At 47.6% G+C, this 23,742-nt stretch carries 22 protein-coding genes; 16 read left to right on the forward strand and 6 right to left on the reverse strand.

Features of this window, described 5'->3' with window-relative positions:
• Nucleotides 1–13 precede the first annotated feature (13 nt).
• From flgL to Q0852_RS16005, 15 genes are all read left to right on the forward strand, one after another.
• The gene (flgL, locus tag Q0852_RS15935) at nt 14–928 is read left to right on the forward strand and encodes a flagellar hook-associated protein FlgL (protein WP_299019606.1); all 915 of its coding nucleotides are present in this window, start codon (nt 14–16) and stop codon (nt 926–928) included.
• Between the two features lie 65 nt (nt 929–993).
• Entirely contained in the window at nt 994–2,085 is a 1,092-nt protein-coding gene (locus Q0852_RS15940; protein ID WP_299019608.1) for a hypothetical protein, read from the forward strand.
• 32 nt (nt 2,086–2,117) lie between these two features.
• A complete protein-coding gene (locus Q0852_RS15945) occupies nt 2,118–2,282 on the forward strand; it encodes a hypothetical protein (protein ID WP_299019611.1) in 165 nt (54 codons plus the stop codon).
• 151 nt (nt 2,283–2,433) lie between these two features.
• The gene (locus tag Q0852_RS15950) at nt 2,434–3,705 is read left to right on the forward strand and encodes a flagellin (RefSeq protein ID WP_299019612.1); all 1,272 of its coding nucleotides are present in this window, start codon (nt 2,434–2,436) and stop codon (nt 3,703–3,705) included.
• 188 nt (nt 3,706–3,893) lie between these two features.
• Nucleotides 3,894–5,456 carry a flagellar filament capping protein FliD gene (gene fliD / locus Q0852_RS15955; RefSeq protein ID WP_299019613.1) on the forward strand — a complete coding sequence of 521 codons (1,563 nt, stop codon included), beginning with the start codon at nt 3,894–3,896 and terminating at the stop codon, nt 5,454–5,456.
• Nucleotides 5,457–5,468: 12 nt separating this feature from the next.
• Nucleotides 5,469–5,876, forward strand: coding sequence for a flagellar export chaperone FliS (gene fliS, locus Q0852_RS15960; RefSeq protein WP_299019614.1), 408 nt, complete (start codon nt 5,469–5,471; stop codon nt 5,874–5,876).
• Nucleotides 5,866–6,156 (forward strand): hypothetical protein, encoded by a 291-nt coding sequence (locus tag Q0852_RS15965; protein WP_299019615.1) that lies wholly within the window; start codon nt 5,866–5,868, stop codon nt 6,154–6,156. The genes fliS and Q0852_RS15965 overlap by 11 nt, the downstream gene beginning before the upstream one ends.
• An 11-nt stretch (nt 6,157–6,167) precedes the next feature.
• On the forward strand, nt 6,168–7,343 hold the full coding sequence (locus tag Q0852_RS15970) for a flagellar hook-length control protein FliK (protein WP_299019616.1): 1,176 nt from the start codon (nt 6,168–6,170) through the stop codon (nt 7,341–7,343).
• 19 nt (nt 7,344–7,362) lie between these two features.
• A complete protein-coding gene (fliL, locus tag Q0852_RS15975) occupies nt 7,363–7,845 on the forward strand; it encodes a flagellar basal body-associated protein FliL (protein ID WP_299019617.1) in 483 nt (160 codons plus the stop codon).
• 10 nt (nt 7,846–7,855) lie between these two features.
• The gene (locus Q0852_RS15980) at nt 7,856–8,611 is read left to right on the forward strand and encodes a FliA/WhiG family RNA polymerase sigma factor (RefSeq protein ID WP_299019618.1); all 756 of its coding nucleotides are present in this window, start codon (nt 7,856–7,858) and stop codon (nt 8,609–8,611) included.
• A 12-nt stretch (nt 8,612–8,623) separates the two neighbouring features.
• Nucleotides 8,624–9,472, forward strand: coding sequence for a flagellar motor stator protein MotA (gene motA / locus Q0852_RS15985; protein WP_299019619.1), 849 nt, complete (start codon nt 8,624–8,626; stop codon nt 9,470–9,472).
• Nucleotides 9,473–9,478: 6 nt separating this feature from the next.
• Complete coding sequence (locus tag Q0852_RS15990; protein WP_299019620.1) at nt 9,479–10,468, forward strand: flagellar motor protein MotB; 990 nt, start codon at nt 9,479–9,481, stop codon at nt 10,466–10,468.
• Between the two features lie 8 nt (nt 10,469–10,476).
• Nucleotides 10,477–11,658, forward strand: coding sequence for a flagellin lysine-N-methylase (gene fliB, locus Q0852_RS15995; protein ID WP_299019621.1), 1,182 nt, complete (start codon nt 10,477–10,479; stop codon nt 11,656–11,658).
• Between the two features lie 177 nt (nt 11,659–11,835).
• Nucleotides 11,836–12,882: a plasmid segregation protein ParM domain-containing protein gene (gene parM, locus Q0852_RS16000; protein ID WP_299019622.1), complete on the forward strand. Its 1,047-nt coding sequence runs from the start codon at nt 11,836–11,838 to the stop codon at nt 12,880–12,882.
• Nucleotides 12,875–13,951 carry a hypothetical protein gene (locus Q0852_RS16005; RefSeq protein ID WP_299019623.1) on the forward strand — a complete coding sequence of 359 codons (1,077 nt, stop codon included), beginning with the start codon at nt 12,875–12,877 and terminating at the stop codon, nt 13,949–13,951. Before parM ends, Q0852_RS16005 begins: the two co-directional genes overlap by 8 nt.
• Before the next feature lie 99 nt (nt 13,952–14,050).
• Here Q0852_RS16005 and Q0852_RS16010 read toward each other — a convergent pair whose 3' ends face one another.
• The 3 genes from Q0852_RS16010 to Q0852_RS16020 all read right to left on the reverse strand — a co-directional run bounded on the left by Q0852_RS16010 (nt 14,051) and on the right by Q0852_RS16020 (nt 16,897).
• Nucleotides 14,051–15,754, reverse strand: coding sequence for a sodium:solute symporter family protein (locus Q0852_RS16010; protein WP_299019624.1), 1,704 nt, complete (start codon nt 15,752–15,754; stop codon nt 14,051–14,053).
• 10 nt (nt 15,755–15,764) lie between these two features.
• Nucleotides 15,765–16,031, reverse strand: a complete 267-nt coding sequence (locus tag Q0852_RS16015) for a DUF4212 domain-containing protein (RefSeq protein WP_299019625.1) — start codon at nt 16,029–16,031, stop codon at nt 15,765–15,767.
• Between the two features lie 230 nt (nt 16,032–16,261).
• Nucleotides 16,262–16,897 (reverse strand): response regulator transcription factor, encoded by a 636-nt coding sequence (locus Q0852_RS16020; RefSeq protein ID WP_299019626.1) that lies wholly within the window; start codon nt 16,895–16,897, stop codon nt 16,262–16,264.
• Nucleotides 16,898–17,088: 191 nt separating this feature from the next.
• Here Q0852_RS16020 and Q0852_RS16025 point away from each other — a divergent pair, with 191 nt between their 5' ends.
• Nucleotides 17,089–18,255: a membrane-associated sensor domain-containing protein gene (locus tag Q0852_RS16025; RefSeq protein ID WP_299019627.1), complete on the forward strand. Its 1,167-nt coding sequence runs from the start codon at nt 17,089–17,091 to the stop codon at nt 18,253–18,255.
• A gap of 54 nt (nt 18,256–18,309) precedes the next feature.
• Here Q0852_RS16025 and Q0852_RS16030 read toward each other — a convergent pair whose 3' ends face one another.
• The 3 genes from Q0852_RS16030 to aspA form a co-directional block, all read right to left on the reverse strand.
• Nucleotides 18,310–20,175, reverse strand: coding sequence for a protein-disulfide reductase DsbD (locus tag Q0852_RS16030; RefSeq protein ID WP_299019628.1), 1,866 nt, complete (start codon nt 20,173–20,175; stop codon nt 18,310–18,312).
• Nucleotides 20,176–20,504: 329 nt separating this feature from the next.
• On the reverse strand, nt 20,505–21,806 hold the full coding sequence (locus tag Q0852_RS16035; protein ID WP_299019629.1) for an anaerobic C4-dicarboxylate transporter: 1,302 nt from the start codon (nt 21,804–21,806) through the stop codon (nt 20,505–20,507).
• A gap of 124 nt (nt 21,807–21,930) precedes the next feature.
• Nucleotides 21,931–23,391 carry an aspartate ammonia-lyase gene (aspA, locus tag Q0852_RS16040; RefSeq protein ID WP_299019630.1) on the reverse strand — a complete coding sequence of 487 codons (1,461 nt, stop codon included), beginning with the start codon at nt 23,389–23,391 and terminating at the stop codon, nt 21,931–21,933.
• Between the last annotated feature and the right edge of the window lie 351 nt (nt 23,392–23,742).

Genomic DNA, 23,742 nt, shown 5'->3' on the forward strand with positions numbered 1-23,742 from the left:
GGAAAGTAGTCATATGCGTTTAAGTACGGCCCAGCTTAATACTGTCATGCTCTCCAGCATGCAGACCTCGACTTCCGGGGTAAACAGAAACTATATGCAGTTAACTTCGCAAGAGCGAATGCTTAAACCGTCGGATGACCCATTAGGCTCAGTTCAGCTGATGATGCTCGATCGCGAGCAGGCCAATATTAACCAGTTTCAGAAAAACATTACGAACATGGAAGCTCAGCTTGGCCAGACTGAGTCACATCTGGATGCATCGCACAATGCGGTATTGCGCGCCCAGGAGTTGATTGTTAGTGTAAATAATGCCAGCAATAGTACCATGGTGGGCCGAGAGGCGATTGCGACTGAACTGGATTCGATTCTGGAACAGCTAGCAGACATTGCTAACAGCAAGAACCCGAATGGCGACTACATTTTTTCTGGTACAAAAACTGATACTCAACCAATTGCTAAAGATCCTGCTACGGGTAAGTATACTTACATGGGCAATGCTGACCAACGAATGGTACAAGTGGCGGAATCAACCACAATCCCTGCTAACCAAACGGCAGAATCGATTTTCTTTAGCGGTGGAAATGATATATTCAATACGCTTGATCAGGCGATTTCAGCGCTGCGTGATCCGGCTGTTAGTGGTAACGCTATTACAGCTAAAGTTACTTTAGCGCAAGGTGAGATCGATACTGCATTGGACTCGATTAATAAAGTTTGGGCCGATATTGGTGGTAAGCGTAACTCGCTGACCAGGATTGAAGGTTCTCATGAAGACAATAAGTTGCTGAATAAAAAACTGATCGGTGATGTAAAAGATTTGGATTACAGCGAGGCGATTCTGGAAATGAACACTCAAATGGCTGCACTACAGGCCACTCAGATGACCTATAGCAAAATTCAGAACTTGTCCCTGTTTAAATTGATGTAATCGGGTTACTCGATTGGGCCAGATAGCTCAACCCTGACCTTTATAGATTAAAATACGAGGCCACATTGGTTAATCAAATTACCTCTAGCCACAATACCCTACGAAGTGGCGACAGTACGTCGGCAGATCGCGTTGCGAAACAACAACCTGTTGCTGTTGTCCCTAAGGTCAGTGAAAAACAGCAAAAACAACAACAGCAACAACACTCAAACCTGGCAGGAAATAAGCGGGGGAGCCTTTTAGTTCAGACTAGCCTGGCGCACCGTCAAGCCGCTCAGGCTCAGAGTACTCAGAAGGCATTGCAAGAAGCCAGTGAGCTACTTGGGCAATTACGCCAGGCTGCTCGCCGTTCACTTAATGTCCAGGAAAATAAAAAAGATCAGCTGCAGCAAACATTGCACCAGCTGAAAAATAAACTGGTTAAGTTGACGCGTGAAACCAAATATGAAAATGAGCCGGTACTGCATCATGATTTGACGCCACGTCTTAGTGAGCAGCCGCAACAAGAAGGCTTTTCAATGAAAGGCCTGCGTCTGAATACCATGCGTCAGCAAGATGAGATTTTACGTTTCCAGTTTGATTCCGGGACGCCGGGTTCGGTTAGGGTTCGCATTGATAACGATGAAAATATCAATGAGATTGCCGATAATATGAATCAGGCATTTGCGCCACGTAATATCCAGGTTGATGTGGATAAGTATGGTGATTTGGCTTTTTCTGTACCGAAAGAGCAGTGGCCGGAAGTTAAAAAAGGTGTTTGGATGTCGGGCGGCGGGCAAATACTGCCGGCGGGCAATCCTGTGAAGGCCAAGCTGGAACCTCATGATAAGCAGGCTGTCGAGCCTCAGGATTTGGAGTTCGCTAAGCCACAGTCTACCCGTAAGGCCTTAGCTGATATTGAACGCATGATGCAGAAGGTTCAACAGGCATTGAGTCAGATGGGTAAGGTGCAGCGACAGGTGAGCCAGGATCTGGAACGTCTAGTTACGACCAATATGATGAAATCGGGCTTAGTGAGCAGTGATGGCGTGATTGAAGCGAGCTGGTTGGAAGCGCCTGAAAATGTATCGCTAAAGCTAATGGATAATGCGGTTCCGACCCTGCTGGCTCAGGCAAATGCCTCTCGATATAATGTGGTGGCGCTACTTGAGCCATAACCTGATATTATTTGTTCAATGCTTGAACCTATATGATTGATTTGAAAAGAAAAAGCGAGCTTAGGCTCGCTTTTTTTATTTGTGTTTCTTACAGCATGATTGCAATGGATATAAACAAATTGGCCGTGCTAAAGCCGGAAAATGGCGGGTTTACAGATGATTGGGAACAAGATCACTTTTTATGGCGTTTTTTATAAATAAAGTCAAAAAAAAGGTTTAAGCAATCCAAAAACAGGTCGCATTTTAAAAGTAACAAAGAGAGAAGCACTGTCATTCGATACTCGACTCAAACACATCGACACTCGTTTTGACATGGCTCGTTATTACACTGAATAGAGGATCTATCCCATGGCAATGAGCCTAAACACTAACTACGCATCAATGAATGCACAGCGTAACCTACTTGGCACTCAAGGTTCACTGAACAATTCACTTAACCGTCTATCTACTGGTCTGCGCATTAACAGCGCGGCTGACGATGCTGCTGGTCTGCAGATTGCTAACCGCATGACTTCTCAGATCAACGGTCTGGGTGTGGCGCAGCGTAACGCGAATGACGGTATCTCTATGTCACAAACTGCTGAAGGTGCTCTACAAGAGTACACCAACATCCTACAGCGTATGCGTGACCTTTCTGTACAGTCTAAAAACGGTACTAACTCAGCATCTGACCGTGAAGCGCTGGACAAAGAATTCCAGGCGATGACTACAGAGTTGGACCGTATTACAGATACGACTACTTTCGGTAAAGGTGAGAAGTTGTTCGACAAGCTGGCTACAGGCGTTAACTTCCAGGTTGGTGCGGAAGTAGACAAAGGTGTTGCTGGTGCACTTGCTGCTGTTGTTGACGACAGTAAAGGTAACCTGGTTGACCGTGCAAATATCGCAGATGCACTGACTTCAGCATTCGGTACCACAACTACGGCGACTCTAACAAAGATCAAAGATGGTGCAACAGCACTGAAAGATCCTGCAATTGCAAGCAATGAAACCATTGATGCAGACATGTTTGAAGCTCTTAAAGCTATGGGTATCACAGAAACTAAAGATGGTGCAGCCATCACAGCTGCTGCTACCACGCTAGATAAAATCGACCTGCCAGATGACTTTGCGGCTAAAATGACCCAGCTGGAAACTGCAGCAACTGCCGCTGAAACCTATATGACTGCAGTTGATGCTGGTGCTCCAACAGTAGCTCAGATGAATACTGTTACAGATGCGCTAAATCAGTATGCTAAAGACACTGCTGGCGGTTCTGGTAACGGTGCCAACACCATCCGTGTGGAAGTGAAGGCTTCAGATCTGAACACCTCTGCTTTGGGTGATATCAAATCTGAATCAAGTGCAGGTACTGCAGTTACTGAAATCGATGCTCTGCTTGAGAACGTTGGCGGTATCCGTGCTGACCTGGGTGCTGTTCAGAACCGTTTCCAGTCTACTATCAACAACCTGGGTAACATCAAAGAGAACATGTCTGTAGCGAAAGGTCGCATCATGGATGCTGACATCGCAGCAGAATCTGCAAACATGACTAAGCAGAACACTATGATGCAGGCGGGTATCACTGTGCTTTCACAAGCGAACCAGATGCCAAGCATGGTTTCTCAGTTACTACGTTAATTTTAACGTAAGCAGAATCAAAGGCGGCGAGAATGGCCGCCTTTTTTTTCCGAGCGGAAGTTTTACTTCCGCTTTATTTTTATCTAAAGCTTTTTAAAATCAATAGTTTAACTATGGTATGGATTTTGCTTTAACTGTGTTCTAGCTGGCTGGTTCCGGGAAAGGCGTCCGCGACGGAGAATAAGAATATGCTAATGACAGGTTTAGGCTCGGGTATTGATTACGAAAGCATGATTGGCGCGATCATTGCAGCTGAACGGGCACCTAAAGAAAACCAGCTTAATCGCCAGGAAGGCATGAACAATGCCGAAATGGATGCACTGAAAGAAATTCAGAGCACAATTAACGCCTTCCGGGATAAGGTCGAGAGTCTGAACTCCAGCCGTGAGCTGGAAAAGCTGAAGGCATCGCTGAGTAACAAAGATGTGCTGTCAGCAACTGTTGATGACGCTGCGATTGCGGGCGAATACGGTTTTGAAGTTACTCAGATGGCGCAGGCAGAGCGTGAGCAGCTGTTCAAGGTAACCGAGGGCAGTATGTTTACGGCAGGGACGATCAGCTTTGGTGCGGTCAACCTGAATATTGGCACCTTGAAAAGCGACCTGGTGACACAGAATACTGACAAGAAAAATGCACACACAGATCAGGTTTATCAGAAGATCTCTGATCAATACGACTTGAATTTAGACCTGACCGTTCAGGCTGATCGTGACATTGCTGATGACATTTTGACTAACTCGGCAAACTCGAAATTTGATCAGACGCGCCTGGATAACTACAACAGCCTGCAGCAAGAATATCAGGATGAAATTAATCGCCTTAATGACCCGGCGCAGGGCGTCAAGCTGGAAGAGATCCAGTCAGCGATTAACAACGATCCAGATAATGACGGTGTTAAGGCGACGCTGGTACGTTCCGGTGACGGTATCAGTATGGTATTGAACGGTAAAGATACCGGTATCGCGAATGCAATTGGCGCAATTACGGTTGGCGGCTTGGCTACCAACGGCAATAGCCTGGATTTAGCTTTGCCTGAAAATGGCCAGAAGAATTTACAGGTCGCCCAGGATGCCACCGTGAAGTACGGCTCTATGACCCTGACTTCTGCCACTAACAAAATGGAAAACGTGATCGATGGGATCACCCTTAACCTGAAAAATACCGGTACGGTTAATGTCAAGGTTGAGCGTGATGAGGCATCGGTCAAGGGTAATATTAAGAGCTTTGTCGAAGCTTATAACTCGGTGATGGAAACGGTTAACACCTATACCAAATCGAGTGAAGACAGAGCTGCAGCACTGTCGGGTGATTCTGCTACCCGAAGCATGGTTAGCCGTTTGCGTTCGGTGATTGGTGATGAATACACTTCATCAACCTATCAGACCCTGTCGCAGCTGGGTGTGAAGACAACCCGTCAGGGTACGCTTGAAATTGACCAGAGTAAGCTGGACAAGGCTCTGGAAGATGATTTCGAGGCTGTTTCCAAACTGTTCTTGGGCGATGGCGTTCAGACAGGAATGATGGACAGCATGAAGACGGTGCTGGATGATTACCACAAAAATGGTGGTACGTTCGACCGTCGTATTGACCAGCTGGAATATAACAATGAACGCCTGACCAAAGAGCGTGCACAGCTGGATGAGCGCATGGAAGCTAAAACAATCACTTTACGTGACTACTACGCAAAAATGGACAGTAAAATTGCCAATATGAACCAAACCCAGAGCATGTTGATTGGCATGTTGGGCTAATTAGAGTGATAGATGATGAATAACGAAGGCTTAGGTGCATATCAACATTCACAGAATCATGCCCAGGCGGCATCGGCTAGCCCGCATCGCCTGATTCAGATGCTGCTGGAAGGCTTGTTGGAAAACGTGGGACGTGCCCGTGGCTTTATGGAACGCGGCCAGATTGCCGATAAAGGCATGATGATCTCCAAGTGTATCGACATCCTGAATGGTTTGAGTTCCGTTCTGGATGAAGACAAGGGTGGAGAGGTTACACAAGAATTATTCCGCTTGTATGACTACTGTGGCCGTCGCTTGTTTGAATGCAATATCAGCAACGATGTCGAAGGTCTTGATGAAGTTAGCCGCCTGATTAATGAAATCCTTGAAGGCTGGGTGGTATTGAAACCTGATCGTGTGCAGGTTGCCGGTGAAGATTGAGCAACAGCTGAAGGGGTTGCACGACAGTTTTGAGCGGGCTCTAGCGGTTCAGGATTGGGATGTTTTGGCACAGCTGGACAGCAAGTTGCAGCGTGCCATTCCTAAAATCAGGCAACAGCCATTGACGCAAGCCGAGAAGCTTCAGCTTCAAAAGCTAAATGCACTTTATGACACCATGATTGCTGCCGGAGAGCGTGAAAAAGCACATATTCAGCAGCAAATTAACCAGCAGGCAAGCAACCAGGAAGGTATGCATGCTTATCTGCAACATCAAAAATAATAAAGAGTGACATGCAAGTTACAGCCAATGTAGCAGTAAAAAATGTAGCCAAAGCGGCTACTTCTGCAGATACGCCTAGCGTTAAGCCTAATGGTCCTGATGCGGAGCAGCCGATGAGTTTTGCTGAGTTTGAGCAACGTCTTGAACAAAAGCCTGACTCGGATGATGCGCAGGCGGACTTGGAGGCACAGCCTCAATTAGTTGCTGGGCAGCCATTACCGTCTCAGTCGCTATCGGCTGAAGATCTGGCCGTGCAGGTCGAGCAGTTACTTGGTCAGGTGACCTCCTCAGGGGAAGCACAGCTTCCGCAAGAAGGGGAGTTATCTGCGGAGCAATTGCAGGCCGCTGCAATGACCGGTCAGGCGATGCAGATAGCTCAAGGTGCTTCGGAGTCAGGTAAAGTTGATTTGCTTGAGCAGATGCAGCGGGTGATCAAACAGCAGGTGATGCCGGGTGCTAACGTGGTACCACAGTCTAAAGAGGCGCAGCTGCTTGCCAACGAAGCACAATTGCTGGGTAAAGAGCCATTACCGCTGGCGAAAGGCGCTGCACTACCAACCAATGAGGTAATGTTGGCGAACAAAGATATGCTAACTTCGGTTGATAGCTCTTTGGTCGATAAGCTGGCTGCGACATCGCTGGCGACGCCAACTATCCATGTACATAGCGCGATGAACGGTAATCTAAATATGTTGACGCAGGCTGCGATGCAGCCTTCTGCAACGGCTGCGTCCGCGAATACACAGGCACAGCAGTTTCAGGCCAGTGTTGATATTACGGAGCCGGAATGGGGCCGTGATCTGGTTGAGCAGCTACGTTCACGAATGAAGCTAAGCAAAACAGATCAGATCCAGCATGCTCATGTCCGTCTGGATCCGCCAGAACTGGGACGCTTGGAAGTCAACTTACGTATGGAAGGCGACAAGGTTTCGGTTCACTTTACAGCGGCCCATCCTCAATTGCGTGAGGCGTTGGCTGCCAACGCTGACCGATTGCGTTTTGACTTTGATGGCAGTCAGATGCAGCTGGCAGATGTTTCTGTATCTAGCGGAATGTATCAGCAGTCTCAGCAGCAGTCTGGCTCAGATGATGAGCCGGGTGTAATGTCCAACCACATTACACAGCATGAAGACACGTCTTCAACGTCAGCCCCCGGGTTGGACGGCCGTTATGAATCCATGGTTTAGTAATGTTTAAAGTGTTGATATGAAAGATGAAAACAAAAAAGCCAAAAGTAAGCTGCCACTGATTATTGCAGCGGTTGTACTGGTTGTTGCCTTAGCCGGTGCGGGTGGTTGGTGGTACTTCCAGCAGCAGGCCAAGCAGGTTGAAGCCGTAGTGCCTGAGGCTTTACCGCCTACAGCGCTTGTGAAAAAGCCGGTGTTTATGCCACTGACGAAGTTTGTGGTGAGCATTCCGGGCGATGACCGTGTTCATTACCTGATGCTTGAGCTTTCTATTATGAGCTATAGCCAGGATCAGCTGGATTTGGTTCAGGAATATTTGCCGGTTGTTCGTAATGCCATTATCACCCTGCTTAGCGAGCAACACTATAACGATTTAGCCCAGCCGGGTGTAATGAAGCCATTACAGGTTGCATTACGGGAGAAAATTCAGACCGTAATGAACGACATGGCAAGTAGTAACGGTATCGATCAAGTGCTGATCACTAAGATGGTGATTCAGTAAGGAGTTTGATGTGCACAGTGCAGCTATGTCCTATGAAGCCCAAGGGCTTCATGCCTATCAGCAGAGTCGTCAGTTAGGCCAGAAATCGCGAGAGCAACGTCTGGTAAACAAAAATGTCGGCCTGGTGAAACGTGTCGTGAAGCATTTGACCGCCCAGGTAACGACTGTGATGTCGCTGGAAGATATGGAGCAAATCGGTCTGATGGCCTTGCTTGATGTTATTCGTCGTTACCCGGATGAAGAGGATACAGCATTAGAGCGCCTTGCTGTGCAACGTGTTCGTGGTGCGGTTTTGGATGAGTTACGCCGGATGGACTGGCGTTCTCGCCGCTCGCGCCAGAACAGCTACGAACTTAAAGATATCGAACGTCAGCTGAGCCGTCGGTTAGGGCGACTTCCGACCGAGCAGGAGATGGCGGATGAAATGGGTATTGAGCTGACTGAAGTACAGCAGCGCCGATTAGATACTCAGGCTGAAAGCCTGGGTAGTGTTGAATCCTTGCAAGAGGATGGCGAGCAGTTTTTTGGCTTGAGTTTTCAGTGCAATACCTATGAGCGTGGTCAATTAAAACAAGCAATGGCAGCAGCACTGGCTCGTTTATCCGAGCGTGAGCAGCTCATTCTGAGTTTTTATTATGAGCATGAAATGAATCTTAAAGAAATTGCCTTGGTGTTTGAGCTTACTGAAGCACGTGTGAGTCAGATCCACAAAAAGGCACTGAAAAGTCTGAACAGTATGTTAACTGACTGGCAAGAGTCAGTTTAACGGAGTCATAAGATGCAAATTATTATCGGTTTTGTCATTATTTTCGGGTGTATTGTTTACGGTTATACCCATGCATCGGGACGTCTTCTGGCGCTTTGGCAGCCAGCTGAATTCATCATTATTCTTGGTGCAGGCTTCGGGGCAATGGTGATCTCGAATCCTACCTATGTATTAAAAAATACGGCAACTCGTCTCAAGATGTCTTTTGGTAAAGGCTATGGGCCGGACTTTTATAAGTCGACGTTGGAGTTGATGTATGAATTGCTGGAAGTGATTCGAAAAGATGGTATCAAGAAGCTTGATGACCATATTGAGAATCCGGAGAGCAGTGCCATTTTTGCTAAGTATCCGGAAGTGGCTAAGTCCAATGTTATTGTTAGTTTTATTACTGATAACCTGCGTATGATGGCGATGGGTAAAACCAACCACCATGATCTGGAAGCGGTACTGGATCTGGAGCTGCACACGTTGGAAGAAGACTTGATGCGCCCGTCAAAGGCACTAGCAAAAGTTGGTGAGGCAATGCCTGGTTTCGGTATCGTTGCGGCGGTACTGGGTATCGTGGTGACAATGCAGAGCATTGGTGGTGATCTGGCCTTGATTGGGGTAAAAGTAGCGGCAGCTCTGGTTGGTACTTTCTTCGGTATCTTGATGTGTTATGCGGTGTTTGAACCGTTAGCTGCAACGATTGCCAACCAGGTGAAAAAAGAAATGATGGCATTGCACATGATTACTGCGATTTTAGTCGCCCAGGTTCAGGGCAAGCCAACGTTGTTGGCGTTGGATGCTGGACGTAAAGTATTGCATACCGAGTACAAGCCGACGTTTTCTGTAATGGAAGGCTGGATGACTGGGCAGTAATCAGACATGAGTAAAGATCATCACATCATAATAGTTAAGAAAAAAGGCCGGGGTCATCATGATGAACATCATGGTGGCGCTTGGAAGGTAGCTTTTGCCGATTTTGCCGTGGCAATGATGGCGTTTTTCATGGTGCTTTGGCTGATGGGGATCACCACCCAGGAAGAGCGAATAGAGATTGAACAGCGCCTTCAGACGGCGACGGTGTTCGATAATGTTTTCGAAATCACCAACAGCCCGTTCCCGATTGACTTCGACGGCAATATGTCGCCGTTTGAAAAACCGATGAGTGAGCTGAATTCTGGTGATGAACGTTTTGGCAAGTCGATGTTCAAGCAGGCATCGGAAAACCAGCAAAGTGGCAGACGGGATCGTAAGCTGAATTCAGCGTTGGCAGGTCAGCACCTGTCTACACCGCAGTTGGCGGTATTGGCAAAGGCGATTAGCCAGATTGCGGAAGAGTTATCAGCATCTAACAACATTATGCTGGAGATTGTTCCTCAGGGGCTACGAATTCTGATCCAGGATGATGATGATCATTATATGTATGAGCGTGGCAGTATTAAGATCACGCCATTTTTTGAAGACATGCTATTCAATATCGCGCCAATATTGGGACAGATACAAAACCGGATCGTAATCAGTGGTCACACTGATAGTACTAAGTTCCAGAGTAGTGATTACAATAACTGGGATTTGTCAGGGGCCCGTGCGTTGAAAGCACATCAGGTACTGGTAGATTCAGGATTGCCTGATACTAACGTATTGCAGGTAGCGGCTATGGCTGAGCGAACGCCAGTTAATAAACAAGATACAAGAAGCGGGAAAAACCGCCGGATCGAAATGATGGTCTTAACCAAGGATGCTGATGACCAGTTGGCGCTGTTATTTGGGAAAGGTCAAATTGATGAGAGTGAAGGCACTGCGGTGAAAAACGCAAGAAACTTTGCTGAAGCGAACCGTCCGGTCTCACGCCTTGATATGCTTGTGAACTGAGAAGCTCAATGAAAACTGTAATTACCCCTGAATTTGTGAAAAATTTCGCCTGTATTGCTGACAAATGTGAGGATCACTGCTGTCACGGTTGGACTATTCACATCGATAAGTCGACCTATGGCTTCATGACCAAAAAAAGTGATTTTCAGCTAAAGTCAAAGAAAGTAATTGTAAAAACTAGGAATGAAGCTAGCTATGCCAAGATAAAGCTTGATGACCATGGTGTCTGTCCTTTTCGAGAAAAGAGCGGATTGTGTGAAGTACATAAAGCGCATGGTCATAGTCGACTTTCTTATACGTGTCAGAGTTATCCGCGTTTAGTCGAAGTTCGGGGGCCGCAGATAGAGGCAAATTTGAGCCTATCTTGTCCGGAGGCTGCTCGTCAGGTTTTACTTAATCCATCAGCCATGAACTTCCATTGTGAGGAGGTGCATGATGATACATTTAAGCCAAAAACATATGAGCGTCCGCAGTGGTATGACAATGTTCGCCAGTTGTTTCTTGATGTATTGCTGCTAGATTCCCTTTCGCTGGAAGAGCGGTTATTTTTGCTTGGCATGACGCTAAAGTATCTGGATGCGCATCAATCCAATATTGATGAATTTAACCAGACCTTTGCCTATTGTTGTGAAAAAATCACTAACGGTGAATTTAGTGATTTATATTCCCGTATGGATTCAGCATTGGATTTACATGCTTCGCAACTAATTAAAGTATTTAATGTTCACTTCGCTCTTGGTGTCGTAGAAAACCAGAGCCAAGCAATCAAAAGAATGCATTTATTACATGAACAACTGGTTGATGCTTTTGAACCTGCAGGCGATGATATTAATAAGCAAAAAGAGATTTTGCTTCAGGGGTTTAATGGCCATTATCAAGATTACATTAATGATAAGCCTTATATTTGGTTGAACTATTTTATTTATGGGATGTATAAATATGATTTTCCTGCAAATAATATGTATGAGGTATTCAGTGAATTAGTTACTGACTTTTTCCTGTTACGCGGGGCATTGAGCTGCATTGCATCCATGCGTCCACTACAAGATAATGACCTTATTCTGGCTGTACAAACTTACCATCGCTCAAGAAGCCATCGCCCGGTCTGGAGTCAGGGAATTGCGGGAATTCAGAAGAGTTTGAATGTTGATCGTAAGATGCTACCTTTGATGCTGCTTAAGGTGTCATGAATTTATACTTAAAATGGTTGTTTTTCCATTTTAAGTATTATTTATTATATCTATCAATAGATAAAACTTGTTGCATTTAATGTGTGAAAACTTCACTAAGATTTAATTAGTTCATGTGTGATATGAATTAACTGATTTTAGAGTTGTTAGTGATTAATTTTTATTGTGAGAAAAGTTATGACGGTATCTGCGTTTAAAATTGCGGTTGATGATGGTTCGACAAATGTGAAGGTGAGCTGGATTGAGAATAACCAGCTGAAAACCATCGTGTCACCGAACTCTTTCCGTAAAGACTGGAAGAGTGCAGCGCTGCGACGCGATAAGAAAGTATATAACTACACAATCGGTACAACTAAGTACACATACGATGCGACGTCTGATAAGGCGTTGGAAACCACGCACGTTGATTACCAGTACGACGATCTGAATCTGCTGGCTGTCCACCATGCCCTGCTGCAAACAGGCCTGAAGCCTTGTCCGGTAACATTGGTGGTTACTCTGCCGATCACTGAGTTCTATAACTCTGAAGATTGCCAGCGCAACGAAGCGAAAATTGCCAAGAAGCGCGAAAACCTGATGCGCGAAATCAGCCTGAACAAGGGTGAGCTTTTTGAAGTGACTGATGTGGAAGTCATGCCGGAGAGTCTACCGGCGGTAATGTCTACCCTGATCAACTCAAACTGCAATGAGTTTACACGTTCTCTGGTTGTCGACTGCGGCGGTACGACCCTGGATATGGGTATCGTTGTTGGTGAATTTGACGATGTGTCTGCGATTTACGGTAACAATGAAATTGGCGTGTGTATGGTGACGGATGCTGCTCGCAAAGCCTTGGCTTCTGCGGACAGTGACTCAAGCTACCTGGTTGCTAATGAGCTGATCAAGCGCCGTGGTGATCTGGAATTCGTTAAAGAAGTCGTGAATGACGAATCTAAGCTTGAAAGTATCTTAGAAAAGATTGAAATCAAGATTGATGAGCTGGGTAATGCAGTTGCCTATGAAGCGAAGAAATTTTCTAAGAACCCTAACCGAGTTTACCTGGTCGGTGGTGGTGCTCCGTTGGTTTATCCGGCTATCAAAGCGGCGTATGAAACCCTGGGTGATCGTGTCGTGCTAATCAATGATTCGCAGTCGGCACTGGCTCGTGAGTTGTGTCTCTACAATACTGAAGAGGAAGAGGTACACATCGAGCGTGAAACCCTTATTGAGGTAGAAGATGAGTAGTCAGTTAAAGCGAGTTAACTACTCGATTTATCTAAATCCTGTCAACTCATTGTCCGACCGCTATGCGGTCGCCATTATGCAGAAATGGGTTAACGAGCGTAAAGATATGCTCGATAATCCGGAGGCTGGTATGGATCTCCATAACAGCCTGCATATGCATAAAAACATCTATCTTTCGGGGATGTTTCTTCACTTGCTCAGTCCGGCATTGGCTGCCGGGCTGTCATCCTGCCTGGGTGACGACACCATCAAAATGGCGACTCTGAAGCAGCATTTAGATGCTTGTGGTCTAGTTGTGCCTATGGCGCCAGGTCATGCTCCGGAAATTTCTCGTCAGGATATTGATGCTATCAAGGCTGCGGTTGATATGACGCCGCTATTCAACGAGATCCAGTCGTTGCGTGATGAACTGCGTCAGACGAACGAAGATCATTTGCGTCATGCCAGCCAATCTGCCGAGCGTGAACAAGAGTTGTTGCTGAATCAGCAAAAGACCCAGCAGGAGCTGGCTGAAACGCGCCAGATATTGGAGAGTCAGGGAACAGAATCACCAGAGCATGAACAAGCCTTGTTGCTGAGTCAGCAAAAGACTCTGCAGGAGGTGACTGAAACGCGTCAGATCTTGGAGAGCCAGGGAGCTGAGTCATCAGAGCGTGAACAAGCGTTACTGCTGAACCAGCAGAAGACTCAACAGGAACTGGACGAAACCCGCCAGACATTAGTGAATTTATGTACCGAGTTGGCTGAATCTGTCTCATCAATTGGATCAGTACCACCAGCTGCACCAGCAGTTCCTGAAGCTCCGGCCGTAACAGAGCCCGCTTCAGACGTTGAGATGCCTGACTTTTCTGAACTTCAGCAATCCCTTACGGATGAAATCCGTGCTACCAACCAGAAACGTGAAATTGCTGAACTTAAGGCCCTGATCAAAGCGCAAAGCGAACTGATTAAGAAGCTGTCTGTCGCTCCGGTGGCAGGTGCTCCTGCTGAAAAAGCAGAGGAAGAGCAGCCAGATTTGACTGAAACCATTGCTAATATGCAGAAGGTTAAGAAAAAAGGCCTGTGGTAATACAGATCCTAGCATAATATAAACTCTGCGTAATACAAACAATAAAACGGAGCATCAAGATGCTCCGTTTTGTTTATATATTGGTATTATTATGTCGGTTTAGTGCTCCTGTGCTGCCCCCGCACCTTTCGGATAACGAATAGATTCCACCATCTCTTGTACGTCGTTCGGAACCTCGGACGTCACCTTGTTGACCGCAATTGACACCACAAAGTTCAGACACATACCCAATGTACCGATGCCTTCAGGGCTGATCCCGAAGAACCAGTTGTCAGGTGTATTGGCCGCCGGGTTGATGAACTTGAAGTAGATGATATAGGTCGCGGTAAACACAATGCCTGATACCATGCCGGCAATGGCACCTTCTTTATTCATCTTCTTGTAGAAGATCCCAAGGATGATGGCCGGGAAGAAGGAAGCGGCAGCCAGTCCGAAGGCAAAGGCAACTACCTGAGCTACGAACCCCGGCGGGTTAATACCCAGATAGCCTGCACCAATAATCGCCACTGCGGCCCCCACTCGAGCTGCGAGCAGCTCCTGCTTGTCGGTCATATTCGGTTTTAAGCCTTTCTTCAGCAGGTCATGAGAAATTGAGGTTGAGATCACCAGCAGTAGACCTGCTGCGGTTGATAGTGCGGCAGCCAGGCCACCAGCTGCTAATAGTGCCACTACCCAGTTTGGTAGTTTTGCCAGTTCTGGACTTGCCAGTACGATGATGTCGCGGTTGACGCTCATTTCGTTGCGCTCATCGCCCGAGTAGAACATCTTACCGTCGTCATTTTTGTCTTCCCATTTCACCAGACCGGTTTTTTCCCAGTTGGTTACCCAGCCCGGAGCCTCCACTGCGGCAACACCTTGCTGATCCGGGCCGTTAATGGTCTCGATCATGTTGACGCGGGCAAAGGCGGCCACTGCCGGAGCGGTGGTATAAAGCATTGATATGAACAATAGTGCCCAGCCTGCCGAGATACGGGCGTCTTTTACGCGCGGTACGGTAAAGAAACGGATAATCACGTGTGGTAGCCCGGCGGTGCCTACCATCAGTGCGGCACAAATGAAGAATACATCAACCATACTCTTCGAGCCGTCGGTGTAGGTGGTAAAGCCGAGCTCCGTCGTCAGGCCGTCGAGTTTATCCAGCACATAGGTTTCCGAACCTGTCAGTGTTGATCCCATTCCGATCTGAGGGATCGGATTGCCTGTCATCATGATCGAAGTGAAGATCGCCGGAACCAGGAAGGCAAAAATCAGGACGCAGAATTGGGCGACTTGGGTGTAAGTGATCCCCTTCATACCGCCAAGCACGGCGTAGAAGAAGACGATTCCCATGCCAATGATAATACCGATATTGATATCAACTTCGAGGAAACGGGCGAATACCACACCGACTCCGCGCATCTGGCCTGCCACGTAGGTAAACGAAACGAAGATGGCACAAAAGACGGCAACCATACGGGCTGTTTTTGAATAATAACGTTCACCGATGAAGTCCGGTACTGTGAACTGGCCGAACTTACGCAGGTAAGGGGCAAGACACAGTGCCAGCAGGACATAGCCACCGGTCCAGCCCATCAGGTAAACCCCGCCGTCGTAGCCGACAAAGGAGATGATACCGGCCATAGATATAAACGATGCAGCTGACATCCAGTCCGCGGCTGTTGCCATACCGTTTGCAACCGGGTGGACGCCACCGCCAGCAACGTAGAATTCACTGGTCGAGTCGGCACGGGCCCAGATAGCGATACCGATATACAGGGCAAAGGTGATGCCCACAAGGATAAATGTCCAGGTTTGGATTTCCATGAATAACCCCTTAGTCTTCGTGTACGTTGAACTTACGGTCGAGCGCGTTCATACGCACTACATAGACAAAAATCAGGGCAACAAAGGTGTAGATTGAACCCTGCTGCGAGAACCAGAATCCTAATTTAAAGCCACCAAGCTGGAGGCTGTTTAGGGCATCGACAAACAGTATGCCGGCGCCATAAGAGAACAGGAACCAGATCGCCAGTAGCGAGCCCATCGTGGCAAGGTTTTCTTTCCAGTAGGCCTGAGCCTGCTCCTTGGATTCAAACGCCATTGTTATCTCCTTTCACGTCATTTAATGCTGGATAAAAAAGCCAGGTTAGAAAAATGTTACGGAGTGACAATAGCAACGATCCTGCAAGCTAACAGTGCAACTTTAGTCGAGACATAAACGACAAAATCGCCGTAATAACGGCGATTTTGTGAAATAGGGTGGAGGTTTTGATGTGTTATGGGGGGGGGCTTTAGCCAAAGGTCTAACGTTTTTAGATGCTTTTCGTGCCTTTAGGATGTGAGATCCATCTGTTGCAGCAGGATCACCGCCTGGGTACGGTTCTTGACTCCGAGTTTGCGGAAAATCGCGGTCATATGTGCTTTGATTGTCGCTTCCGACACATTGAGTTCAAAAGCAATTTGTTTATTGAGCAGGCCATCAGACAGCATGCATAGCACTTTATACTGCTGTGGTGTGAGGGTTGCGATACGCTCGGCCAGTTCGTTGATTTCGTCATCATCGTCACCGAGTCCTTCGGGGAAATAGGGTTCACCTTCCAGCACTTGGTGCAGAGCGGCAATCAAGGCTCGCATGTCACTGGATTTGGGAATAAACCCAAAAGCGCCGTGGCTGCGAACCTGACGGATGATATTGGTTTCTTCGCTGGCAGAGACGACGACAATAGGGAGATCCGGATACTGGCTGCGGAGCTGGATAAGGCCGGACATGCCGTTGGCGCCGGGCATTTTTAAATCAAGTAGCAGCAGGTCAACATCAGGATCTTTTTCGAGCAGGGAGAGTAAGGTGTCGAGGGAATCTGCTTCCTGCAGGTTGGCACCGCTGATAGCGATATGCACAGACTGAAACAGCGCATTACGGAATAGCGGGTGATCGTCGGCAATAACAATAGTGTACTGAGCGTCCATGGCAATCGTTTCTGGTTGTTTTTGTTTTAATAACGCTATCACCGGAAATTAGGCAGATCAATTTAGTAACACTCAAGATCAGAGCTGGATCTGTTCTTGGGAGCCACAATTGCGGTAGCTGAGGTATTATTAAGTTACTTAATAAATAAGTCGCTTATTATGATGAGTCTAATCAATATTGGGAACAGGGAATGATCCGTCACATTGATTCAAGGAGTAATGGCCTTGGCTATTTAGAGCAGCAGCGGTTTGAACGCCAGGTGCAAGGCTGGAAACTGATTACAGCTACATCGGTTTTGCTGCTGGGCTTGGTCGCGGTCGAGCTATTCTGGGCTGAGCCGGCGATATCCAGCGAGGTGAAATCTGCATTCAGTGGCGTCGTTGCGGTGCTGGGGCTGGTGGCGTTGTTGCTGTGGGTCGTTGTGCAGTTCATTCCCATCAAGGTTAGCTGGAAAAGTGTCTCGGTGGCACTCGCCGGACTGCTGGGTATCGGCTGGGCAGTATTGTTTCCGTTGCTGCTTCATGAAGCCTATTTTTCCACGCTGTATGTTTATGGCGATTTGTTTGTCTTTCTGTCTGTGGTGGCTTTTTTTAGCTACCGCCCTGCAATGTATCTGGCGGTTTTACCGGTTTTAGGTTCGTTCTTTTTTACCGGGATATATTCGGAGTTAGAGCATGAGGCGATCTCCTTCCTGAGCCTGGCCAGTCGCTTGTTGATAGCGATAGTGATCAGGGAATGTCTGTATCACTGGTTTCATTCTTCGGTATTGCATGAGTTTGAAGAAAAACGTCTGCGTAAGGAGTTGGCTTCCGTGGCATTGGTTGATCCGGTGACCGGGCTGCAAAACAATCGACACTTTGAATTGATGCTGGATAGGGAAATCATGGCGGCTCGTCGCCATAACAGTGATCTGACTTTGATGATCGTCAGTGTAGAGCCGATGCGGCTCTATACGATGACGTGTGGCTATCAAGCCTACGAAGACCTGCTTAAGCGTGTAGCGAAAGGGCTGCGTCGTGGGATTTATCGTCCTCGTGATTTTATTTCACGGGTTGGCAGTGATGAGTTTGCAATCATACTCCCTGATACTGATATGGATGGGGCTCAGGTTGTGGCACCACGGATTCAGCGGCATGTTCATCGCTGTTGCGACTACCTGGTTAAACTTGATCTTGAGGAGCCCGTTCGCGTGATGATCTCAATCTTGGAGTGGACGCCAGATTGCAGTTCCAGCCAGATGAGTAAATCTATGTTTGATGCTATTAATGAGCTGCGAGTGCAGTATGAAAACGGTGATGCAACGTCGGGAGACATCGTGGCTCGTTATGAGCGGCTGCAAAAAGCGGATTTGAATTAAAAAAGGAGCACCTCGAGTGCTCCTTTTTAGTTTTTACCTACGCTATCTAATGCTTTAGTTCATCAGCTGGTGGTTTTCCAGATGGTCGATAAACGGTGCGGCTTCCATAAAGCCGGTCAGACGTGCACGGTCATTGTGATTGCCTTGACCGTCCCAGAAATCCAGAGTCGGCAGGCCGAGTACATCCATTTCCTTTAATAGCTCAATATCTTCCGGCGAGCTGTTGGTGACATCAGCTTGCAGCAAGACAAAGTGTTGCAGTTTCGGCGCTACAGCCGGATCGTGGAAGGTGTATTTTTCAAACTCTTTGCAAGCTACACACCAGTCGGCATAGAAGTCGAGCATCACCGGCTTGCCCTGAGCTTTGGCTTCCGCGAGTGCCAGGTTGAGATCGTCGATGGTGGCAACACGTTCGAATTCGACTTCGATTTCCTGCTGGGCGGTTGATGGAGCCGTGCCTGTACATAGCTGGTACAGCGGCTGGGCTGAAACAAACAGACCGACAATGGCAATGACGGCCAAGGTGCTGCTGCGCCAAGATACTGCCAAGGTGTTCTTAACATGGTACAGCCAGCCAAAGGCTGCGATACCCAGCGTCGACCACAGGTATGGGATCAGATCGTGCGGCAGGATGCGCTCAAGCAGGAAAATCGGCACCGCTAGCAGGATAAAGCCAAAGAAGACTTTGACATGTACCATCCAGTTGCCTGCTTTCGGCAGTAGCTTATTACCGAACATAGCCGCCAGAATCAGTGGAATCCCCATGCCGATGGCCAGAGCATAAAGGGCGACGGCTCCGGTCAGCAGGTCGCCGCTCTGGGCAACATAGATAAGGGCACCCGAAAGAGGTGCGGTGGTACATGGCGAGCACACCAGACCGGAGATAGCACCCATAATAAACACGCTGCTGGTATTGCCGCCTTCCTGACGGTTGCTCAGGGTACTAAGCCAGGTCTGGACGTTGCTCGGCAGCTGCAGGGTATAGGCTCCGAACATAGAGAGTGCCAACAGGACAAACAGAACACTCAGGCCGATCAGGACATAAGGGTGCTGTAATGCGGCCTGAAACTGCATACCGGCGGAAGCAACAACCAGCCCTAGCAGGGTATAGGTCAGCGCCATCCCCTGAACATAAGTGAACGACAGGCGAAAAGTCCGGCTATGGCTAAGCTGGCCGCCACCGAGCACAATGCCAGTCAAGATTGGGTACATTGGCAGAACGCACGGGGTAAAAGCCAAGCCAACACCTAGGGCGAGGAATATCAGTGGTGTCCACCATTGCTCGGCGAGGGCACTGGCCAGTTGATCTTGTTGTGAATCCGGTGAACTTGTTATAACTGTCGGAGGTTGGATGTTAGTGCTTACTTTCGTGTTTGCACTTGGTTCAGCACGGGGTGCGGTATTGTTCGCTGTTTTTGGTGGCGTTGCGTCTGTGCCCGAAAGCGAGGCTGAGAGTGGTACCTGGCGGATTTCCGGCGGGTAGCAGAAACCGGCTTCAGCACAGCCCTGGTAGCGTACGGTTAGTGTTGAGTTGCTGCTGGCTTCAAGCAGCGGGACAGTGACAGTAACCGGCTCCGTATAGATATTGACGTCACCAAAGAATTCATCTTTGTACGGCTGTCCGGTCGGGATTTCGACCGTACCGAGTTTTGCATTATCGGAGCTGACTGACAGCTGGTGCTGGTACAGGTAGTAACCGGGTTTGACTTGCCAGTCGAGGTAAACAATATTTCCCTGCTGGCTGAAGTTGAAAGGAAAGGCTTCGTCGACCGTAACAAATTGATTGTTATTGTTACCGCTAAAGCCAAAAGAAAACTCAGCCCGAACAGGTAGGCTGGCAATACTGGTTAATAGGGCCCCTATTAGCGCGATAAGGGCTGTAAATCGGGATAACCCGTTGTGTTGTATCAATCTCATCATTCAAGTCAGACTCGTATGCAGAACATCCCTGCTGGTACAGAGAGGGAGCTATTACTATACCCCCTCAGACCGTGTTATTCAGCGTTTGGTTTCATTGACAGTAAAATTCGTTACGTTAATGCATGCTAGCTGCATGGGCTTTCCTGTCTTACTTTTCCACTTCCTGTTCTGTTTTCTGCAAAAAAGTAACTGAATTTATCACTATTTCTGCTGCTTAATATGCTTGGTTAGTAATGGCTTACTTGTGCTATAGGTAAGGAACGATATTGGTTTTTAAAGAAAAAGGCCACCCGAAGGCAGCCTTAGTTTATTCGTATTGCGGGTGGCCGTTACAGGAAGATACCGCCAATCAGGAAGCCTAGTGCAACTGATGTTGTAATCGTTACCACACCCGGAATGAAGAATGGGTGGTTGAATACCAGGTTACCGATACGGGTTGAGCCTGTCTCATCCATTTCAACCGCTGCCAGCAGGGTTGGGTAAGTTGGTAGTACGAATAGTGCACTTACTGCTGCGAAAGAAGCAATTGCTGTTAGTGGTGCAACGCCAATTGCCAGTGCTGCAGGCATCAGGGCTGTGGTTGTTGCGCCCTGAGAGTAAAGCAGCATAGAAGCAAAGAACAGAGTAACAGCTAGCATCCAAGGGTACTGTTCCAGGATTTCACCTGCCAGTTCCTTGATTTCGCCGATGTGGCCGGATACGAAAGTATCACCCAGCCATGCAACACCCAGTACGCACACACATGCGCTCATACCAGATTTGAACGTTGCAGCATTGGCGATTTTCGATGCGTCAATCTTAGTGAAGCTTACGATAGCCATTGCTGCTGTCAGCATGAAGACCATGATGGCATCGTTACGACCCAGAGCTGGGTTCTCGATCAGACCTACTGCGCTGGAAATCATGGTTGCGTAAGCAACAACAGCGATGATTGCAGCAATGAAGATGTAGGTTGCTGTTTTCGCCGTTGGCAGGATTTCACGTTTGGTCGCCCCCTGGATCTTGATCAGGCCTTTTGCCAGATGATCCTGGTAAACCGGGTCGTCTTTCAGCTCGCAGCCGATAAAGTTAGATACAAAGGCACCAACCATACAAGCCGTAAATGTGGTTGGGATACAAATGGCTAGTAGGGTGAGGTAGCCTACTCCGAGCGGTTCAAGAATGCCTGAGAAGAATACAACTGCTGCGGAGATAGGCGATGCGGTAATTGCAATTTGTGAAGCGACAACTGCAATTGAAAGTGGGCGAGAAGGGCGAACACCTTGCTCTTTAGCAACTTCTGCGATTACCGGCAGGGTCGAGAAAGCAGTGTGACCGGTACCTGCAAGCAGAGTCATGAAATAAGTTACCATCGGCGCGTAGAAAGTGATGCGCTTAGGGTTTTTACGCAGAAATTTTTCTGCCAGATCAACCAGCCAGTCCATACCGCCTGCAACCTGCATTGCTGCAATGGCCGTAATAACCGACATGATGATCAGGATAACGTCTACAGGAATATTACCTGCATCCATACCCAATACGAGGGAAAGTACCAATACGCCAGCACCGCCAGCAAAACCAATACCAATACCGCCGATTCTTGCGCCCAGGTAAATGAACGCGAGAACGACAAATAGTTCTACACCAATCATAGGATTGTCCTGTCTTTAAAAATAAAATAAAAAAAATAAAAGGGGAATTTGTAGCAAAAAAATGGCGGATCCTCGTCCTGAAAACCCGCCTTGTTGTTTCTCTATATCTCGCTTGCGCTATTTATTAGTTATAACGCTTTGCTTTGTATTCTGGGTGCATCAGGTTCTGAACAGAGAAGATGTCGTCTAGCTGCTCTTCAGTCAGCAGACCACGCTCTAGAACCACTTCACGCACGCTCTTACCTGTTTCGGCACAGATCTTACCTACAATGTCACCTTCGTGGTGGCCGATGAATGGGTTCAGGTAAGTAACGATACCGATTGAGTTGAACACATAGCTTTCGCAGATGTCTTTGTTCACAGTGATGCCGTCGATGCACTTGTCACGCAGGTTGATAGCGGCGTTTTTTAGTAGCTCGATAGACTCGAATACAGCCTGGCCGATCACTGGTTCCATTACGTTTAGCTGAAGCTGGCCAGCTTCGGCTGCGAAAGTCACAGTTGTGTCGTTACCGATAACTTTGAAGCAAACCTGGTTTACTACTTCTGGTACAACTGGGTTTACTTTTGCTGGCATGATTGAAGAACCAGCCTGCATTTCAGGTAGGTTGATTTCGTTCAGGCCAGTACGAGGACCAGAAGAAAGAAGACGTAGGTCGTTACAGATCTTAGATAGCTTAACGGCGGTACGCTTCAGGGCACCGTGAATCATCACGTATGCACCACAGTCAGATGTTGCTTCGATTAGGTCTTCTGCCGCTACACATGGAAGGCCAGTGACTTCAGCAAGACGCTGAACAGCCAGTTCCTGATAGCCAGTTGCTGCGTTCAGACCGGTACCGATAGCCGTTGCACCTAGGTTAACTTCCAGTAGAAGCTGTGCAGTGTGGCGAAGGTTTTTGATTTCTTCTTTGATCAGTACGCCGAATGCGTGGAATTCCTGACCGACAGTCATTGGAACTGCGTCTTGTAGCTGAGTACGGCCCATTTTCAGCACATCGGCGAATTCGTTGTCTTTCGCATCGAATGCTGCTTTTAGGTACTCAAGCGCTTCCATCATGTTCATGATGCTGTTGTAAACGGCTACGCGGAAACCTGTTGGGTAAGCACAGTTAGTTGACTGGCTGCGGTTTACGTGGTCGTTAGGGTTAACGATGTCGTATTCACCTTTTTCCTTGCCCATTAGTTCAAGTGCAAGGTTTGCTACAACTTCGTTAGCGTTCATGTTAACAGAAGTACCGGCACCACCCTGGAAAACGTCTGACGGGAACTGATCCATGCACTTACCTGTTTCAAGGATCTGGTCACACGCTTTGATGATGTATTCGCCTACATCTGACGGAATAACACCCAGTTCTTTGTTCGCCATTGCCGCAGCTTTCTTGGTGAAAACCATACCGCGAACAAATTCTGGTACGTCAGAGATAGTCGTTTTGGAGATGTTGAAGTTTTCTACTGCACGAAGAGTGTGAATACCCCAGTATGCGTCGGCTGGGACGTGACGTTCACCAAGAAGATCTTCTTCGATGCGGGTTGCAACGTTAAGTGTTGCTTCATTTTTTTCTAGATCAATCATCTGAGACATAACGTAGCCTTAAAAAGTGGAATCTGCTAATAAAAATCAATTGCTGAGCCAATTCTGAAAGTCAAGAGTCCGTTCCGTAGAGATTTTGGCTAGATGATCGTACCTGACACCTTTTGTCTGGAGCTGATAATACTCCCCTTTAGGGGTAAAAACATAACCAAGATCACTTTTTTAAGGTGGTTGAAAACATTTGCACAAAAACGCGATCAGCTTCACGTTTACTGTTAATTTTCATCCTGTGGTTTATGTTGAATAATGACGGAATATGACAGGATGTGAAGCTTTTGTGTCGCTCCTTCAGCTACGGTTAAGCTAATTCATTATGGTTGCTTTCTGTTACATTCGGGTGGT

Source organism: uncultured Photobacterium sp. (assembly GCF_947502415.1).
Taxonomy (GTDB): Bacteria; Pseudomonadota; Gammaproteobacteria; order Enterobacterales; family Vibrionaceae; genus Photobacterium.

What these genes read in the sequence shown, in the direction of transcription:
- Q0852_RS15945 (WP_299019611.1), top strand. Translation starts at nt 2,118, where the DNA reads ATGATTGATTTGAAAAGAAAAAGCGAGCTTAGGCTCGCTTTTTTTATT.
- parM (WP_299019622.1), top strand. Translation starts at nt 11,836, where the DNA reads ATGACGGTATCTGCGTTTAAAATTGCGGTTGATGATGGTTCGACAAAT.
- motA (WP_299019619.1), top strand. Translation starts at nt 8,624, where the DNA reads ATGCAAATTATTATCGGTTTTGTCATTATTTTCGGGTGTATTGTTTAC.
- Q0852_RS16015 (WP_299019625.1), bottom strand. Translation starts at nt 16,031, where the DNA reads ATGGCGTTTGAATCCAAGGAGCAGGCTCAGGCCTACTGGAAAGAAAAC.
- Q0852_RS15970 (WP_299019616.1), top strand. Translation starts at nt 6,168, where the DNA reads ATGCAAGTTACAGCCAATGTAGCAGTAAAAAATGTAGCCAAAGCGGCT.
- Q0852_RS15990 (WP_299019620.1), top strand. Translation starts at nt 9,479, where the DNA reads ATGAGTAAAGATCATCACATCATAATAGTTAAGAAAAAAGGCCGGGGT.
- Q0852_RS16035 (WP_299019629.1), bottom strand. Translation starts at nt 21,806, where the DNA reads ATGATTGGTGTAGAACTATTTGTCGTTCTCGCGTTCATTTACCTGGGC.
- Q0852_RS16025 (WP_299019627.1), top strand. Translation starts at nt 17,089, where the DNA reads ATGATCCGTCACATTGATTCAAGGAGTAATGGCCTTGGCTATTTAGAG.
- fliD (WP_299019613.1), top strand. Translation starts at nt 3,894, where the DNA reads ATGCTAATGACAGGTTTAGGCTCGGGTATTGATTACGAAAGCATGATT.
- fliB (WP_299019621.1), top strand. Translation starts at nt 10,477, where the DNA reads ATGAAAACTGTAATTACCCCTGAATTTGTGAAAAATTTCGCCTGTATT.
- fliS (WP_299019614.1), top strand. Translation starts at nt 5,469, where the DNA reads ATGATGAATAACGAAGGCTTAGGTGCATATCAACATTCACAGAATCAT.
- Q0852_RS16020 (WP_299019626.1), bottom strand. Translation starts at nt 16,897, where the DNA reads ATGGACGCTCAGTACACTATTGTTATTGCCGACGATCACCCGCTATTC.
- Q0852_RS16010 (WP_299019624.1), bottom strand. Translation starts at nt 15,754, where the DNA reads ATGGAAATCCAAACCTGGACATTTATCCTTGTGGGCATCACCTTTGCC.
- fliL (WP_299019617.1), top strand. Translation starts at nt 7,363, where the DNA reads ATGAAAGATGAAAACAAAAAAGCCAAAAGTAAGCTGCCACTGATTATT.
- Q0852_RS15950 (WP_299019612.1), top strand. Translation starts at nt 2,434, where the DNA reads ATGGCAATGAGCCTAAACACTAACTACGCATCAATGAATGCACAGCGT.
- Q0852_RS16005 (WP_299019623.1), top strand. Translation starts at nt 12,875, where the DNA reads ATGAGTAGTCAGTTAAAGCGAGTTAACTACTCGATTTATCTAAATCCT.
- Q0852_RS16030 (WP_299019628.1), bottom strand. Translation starts at nt 20,175, where the DNA reads ATGATGAGATTGATACAACACAACGGGTTATCCCGATTTACAGCCCTT.
- aspA (WP_299019630.1), bottom strand. Translation starts at nt 23,391, where the DNA reads ATGTCTCAGATGATTGATCTAGAAAAAAATGAAGCAACACTTAACGTT.
- flgL (WP_299019606.1), top strand. Translation starts at nt 14, where the DNA reads ATGCGTTTAAGTACGGCCCAGCTTAATACTGTCATGCTCTCCAGCATG.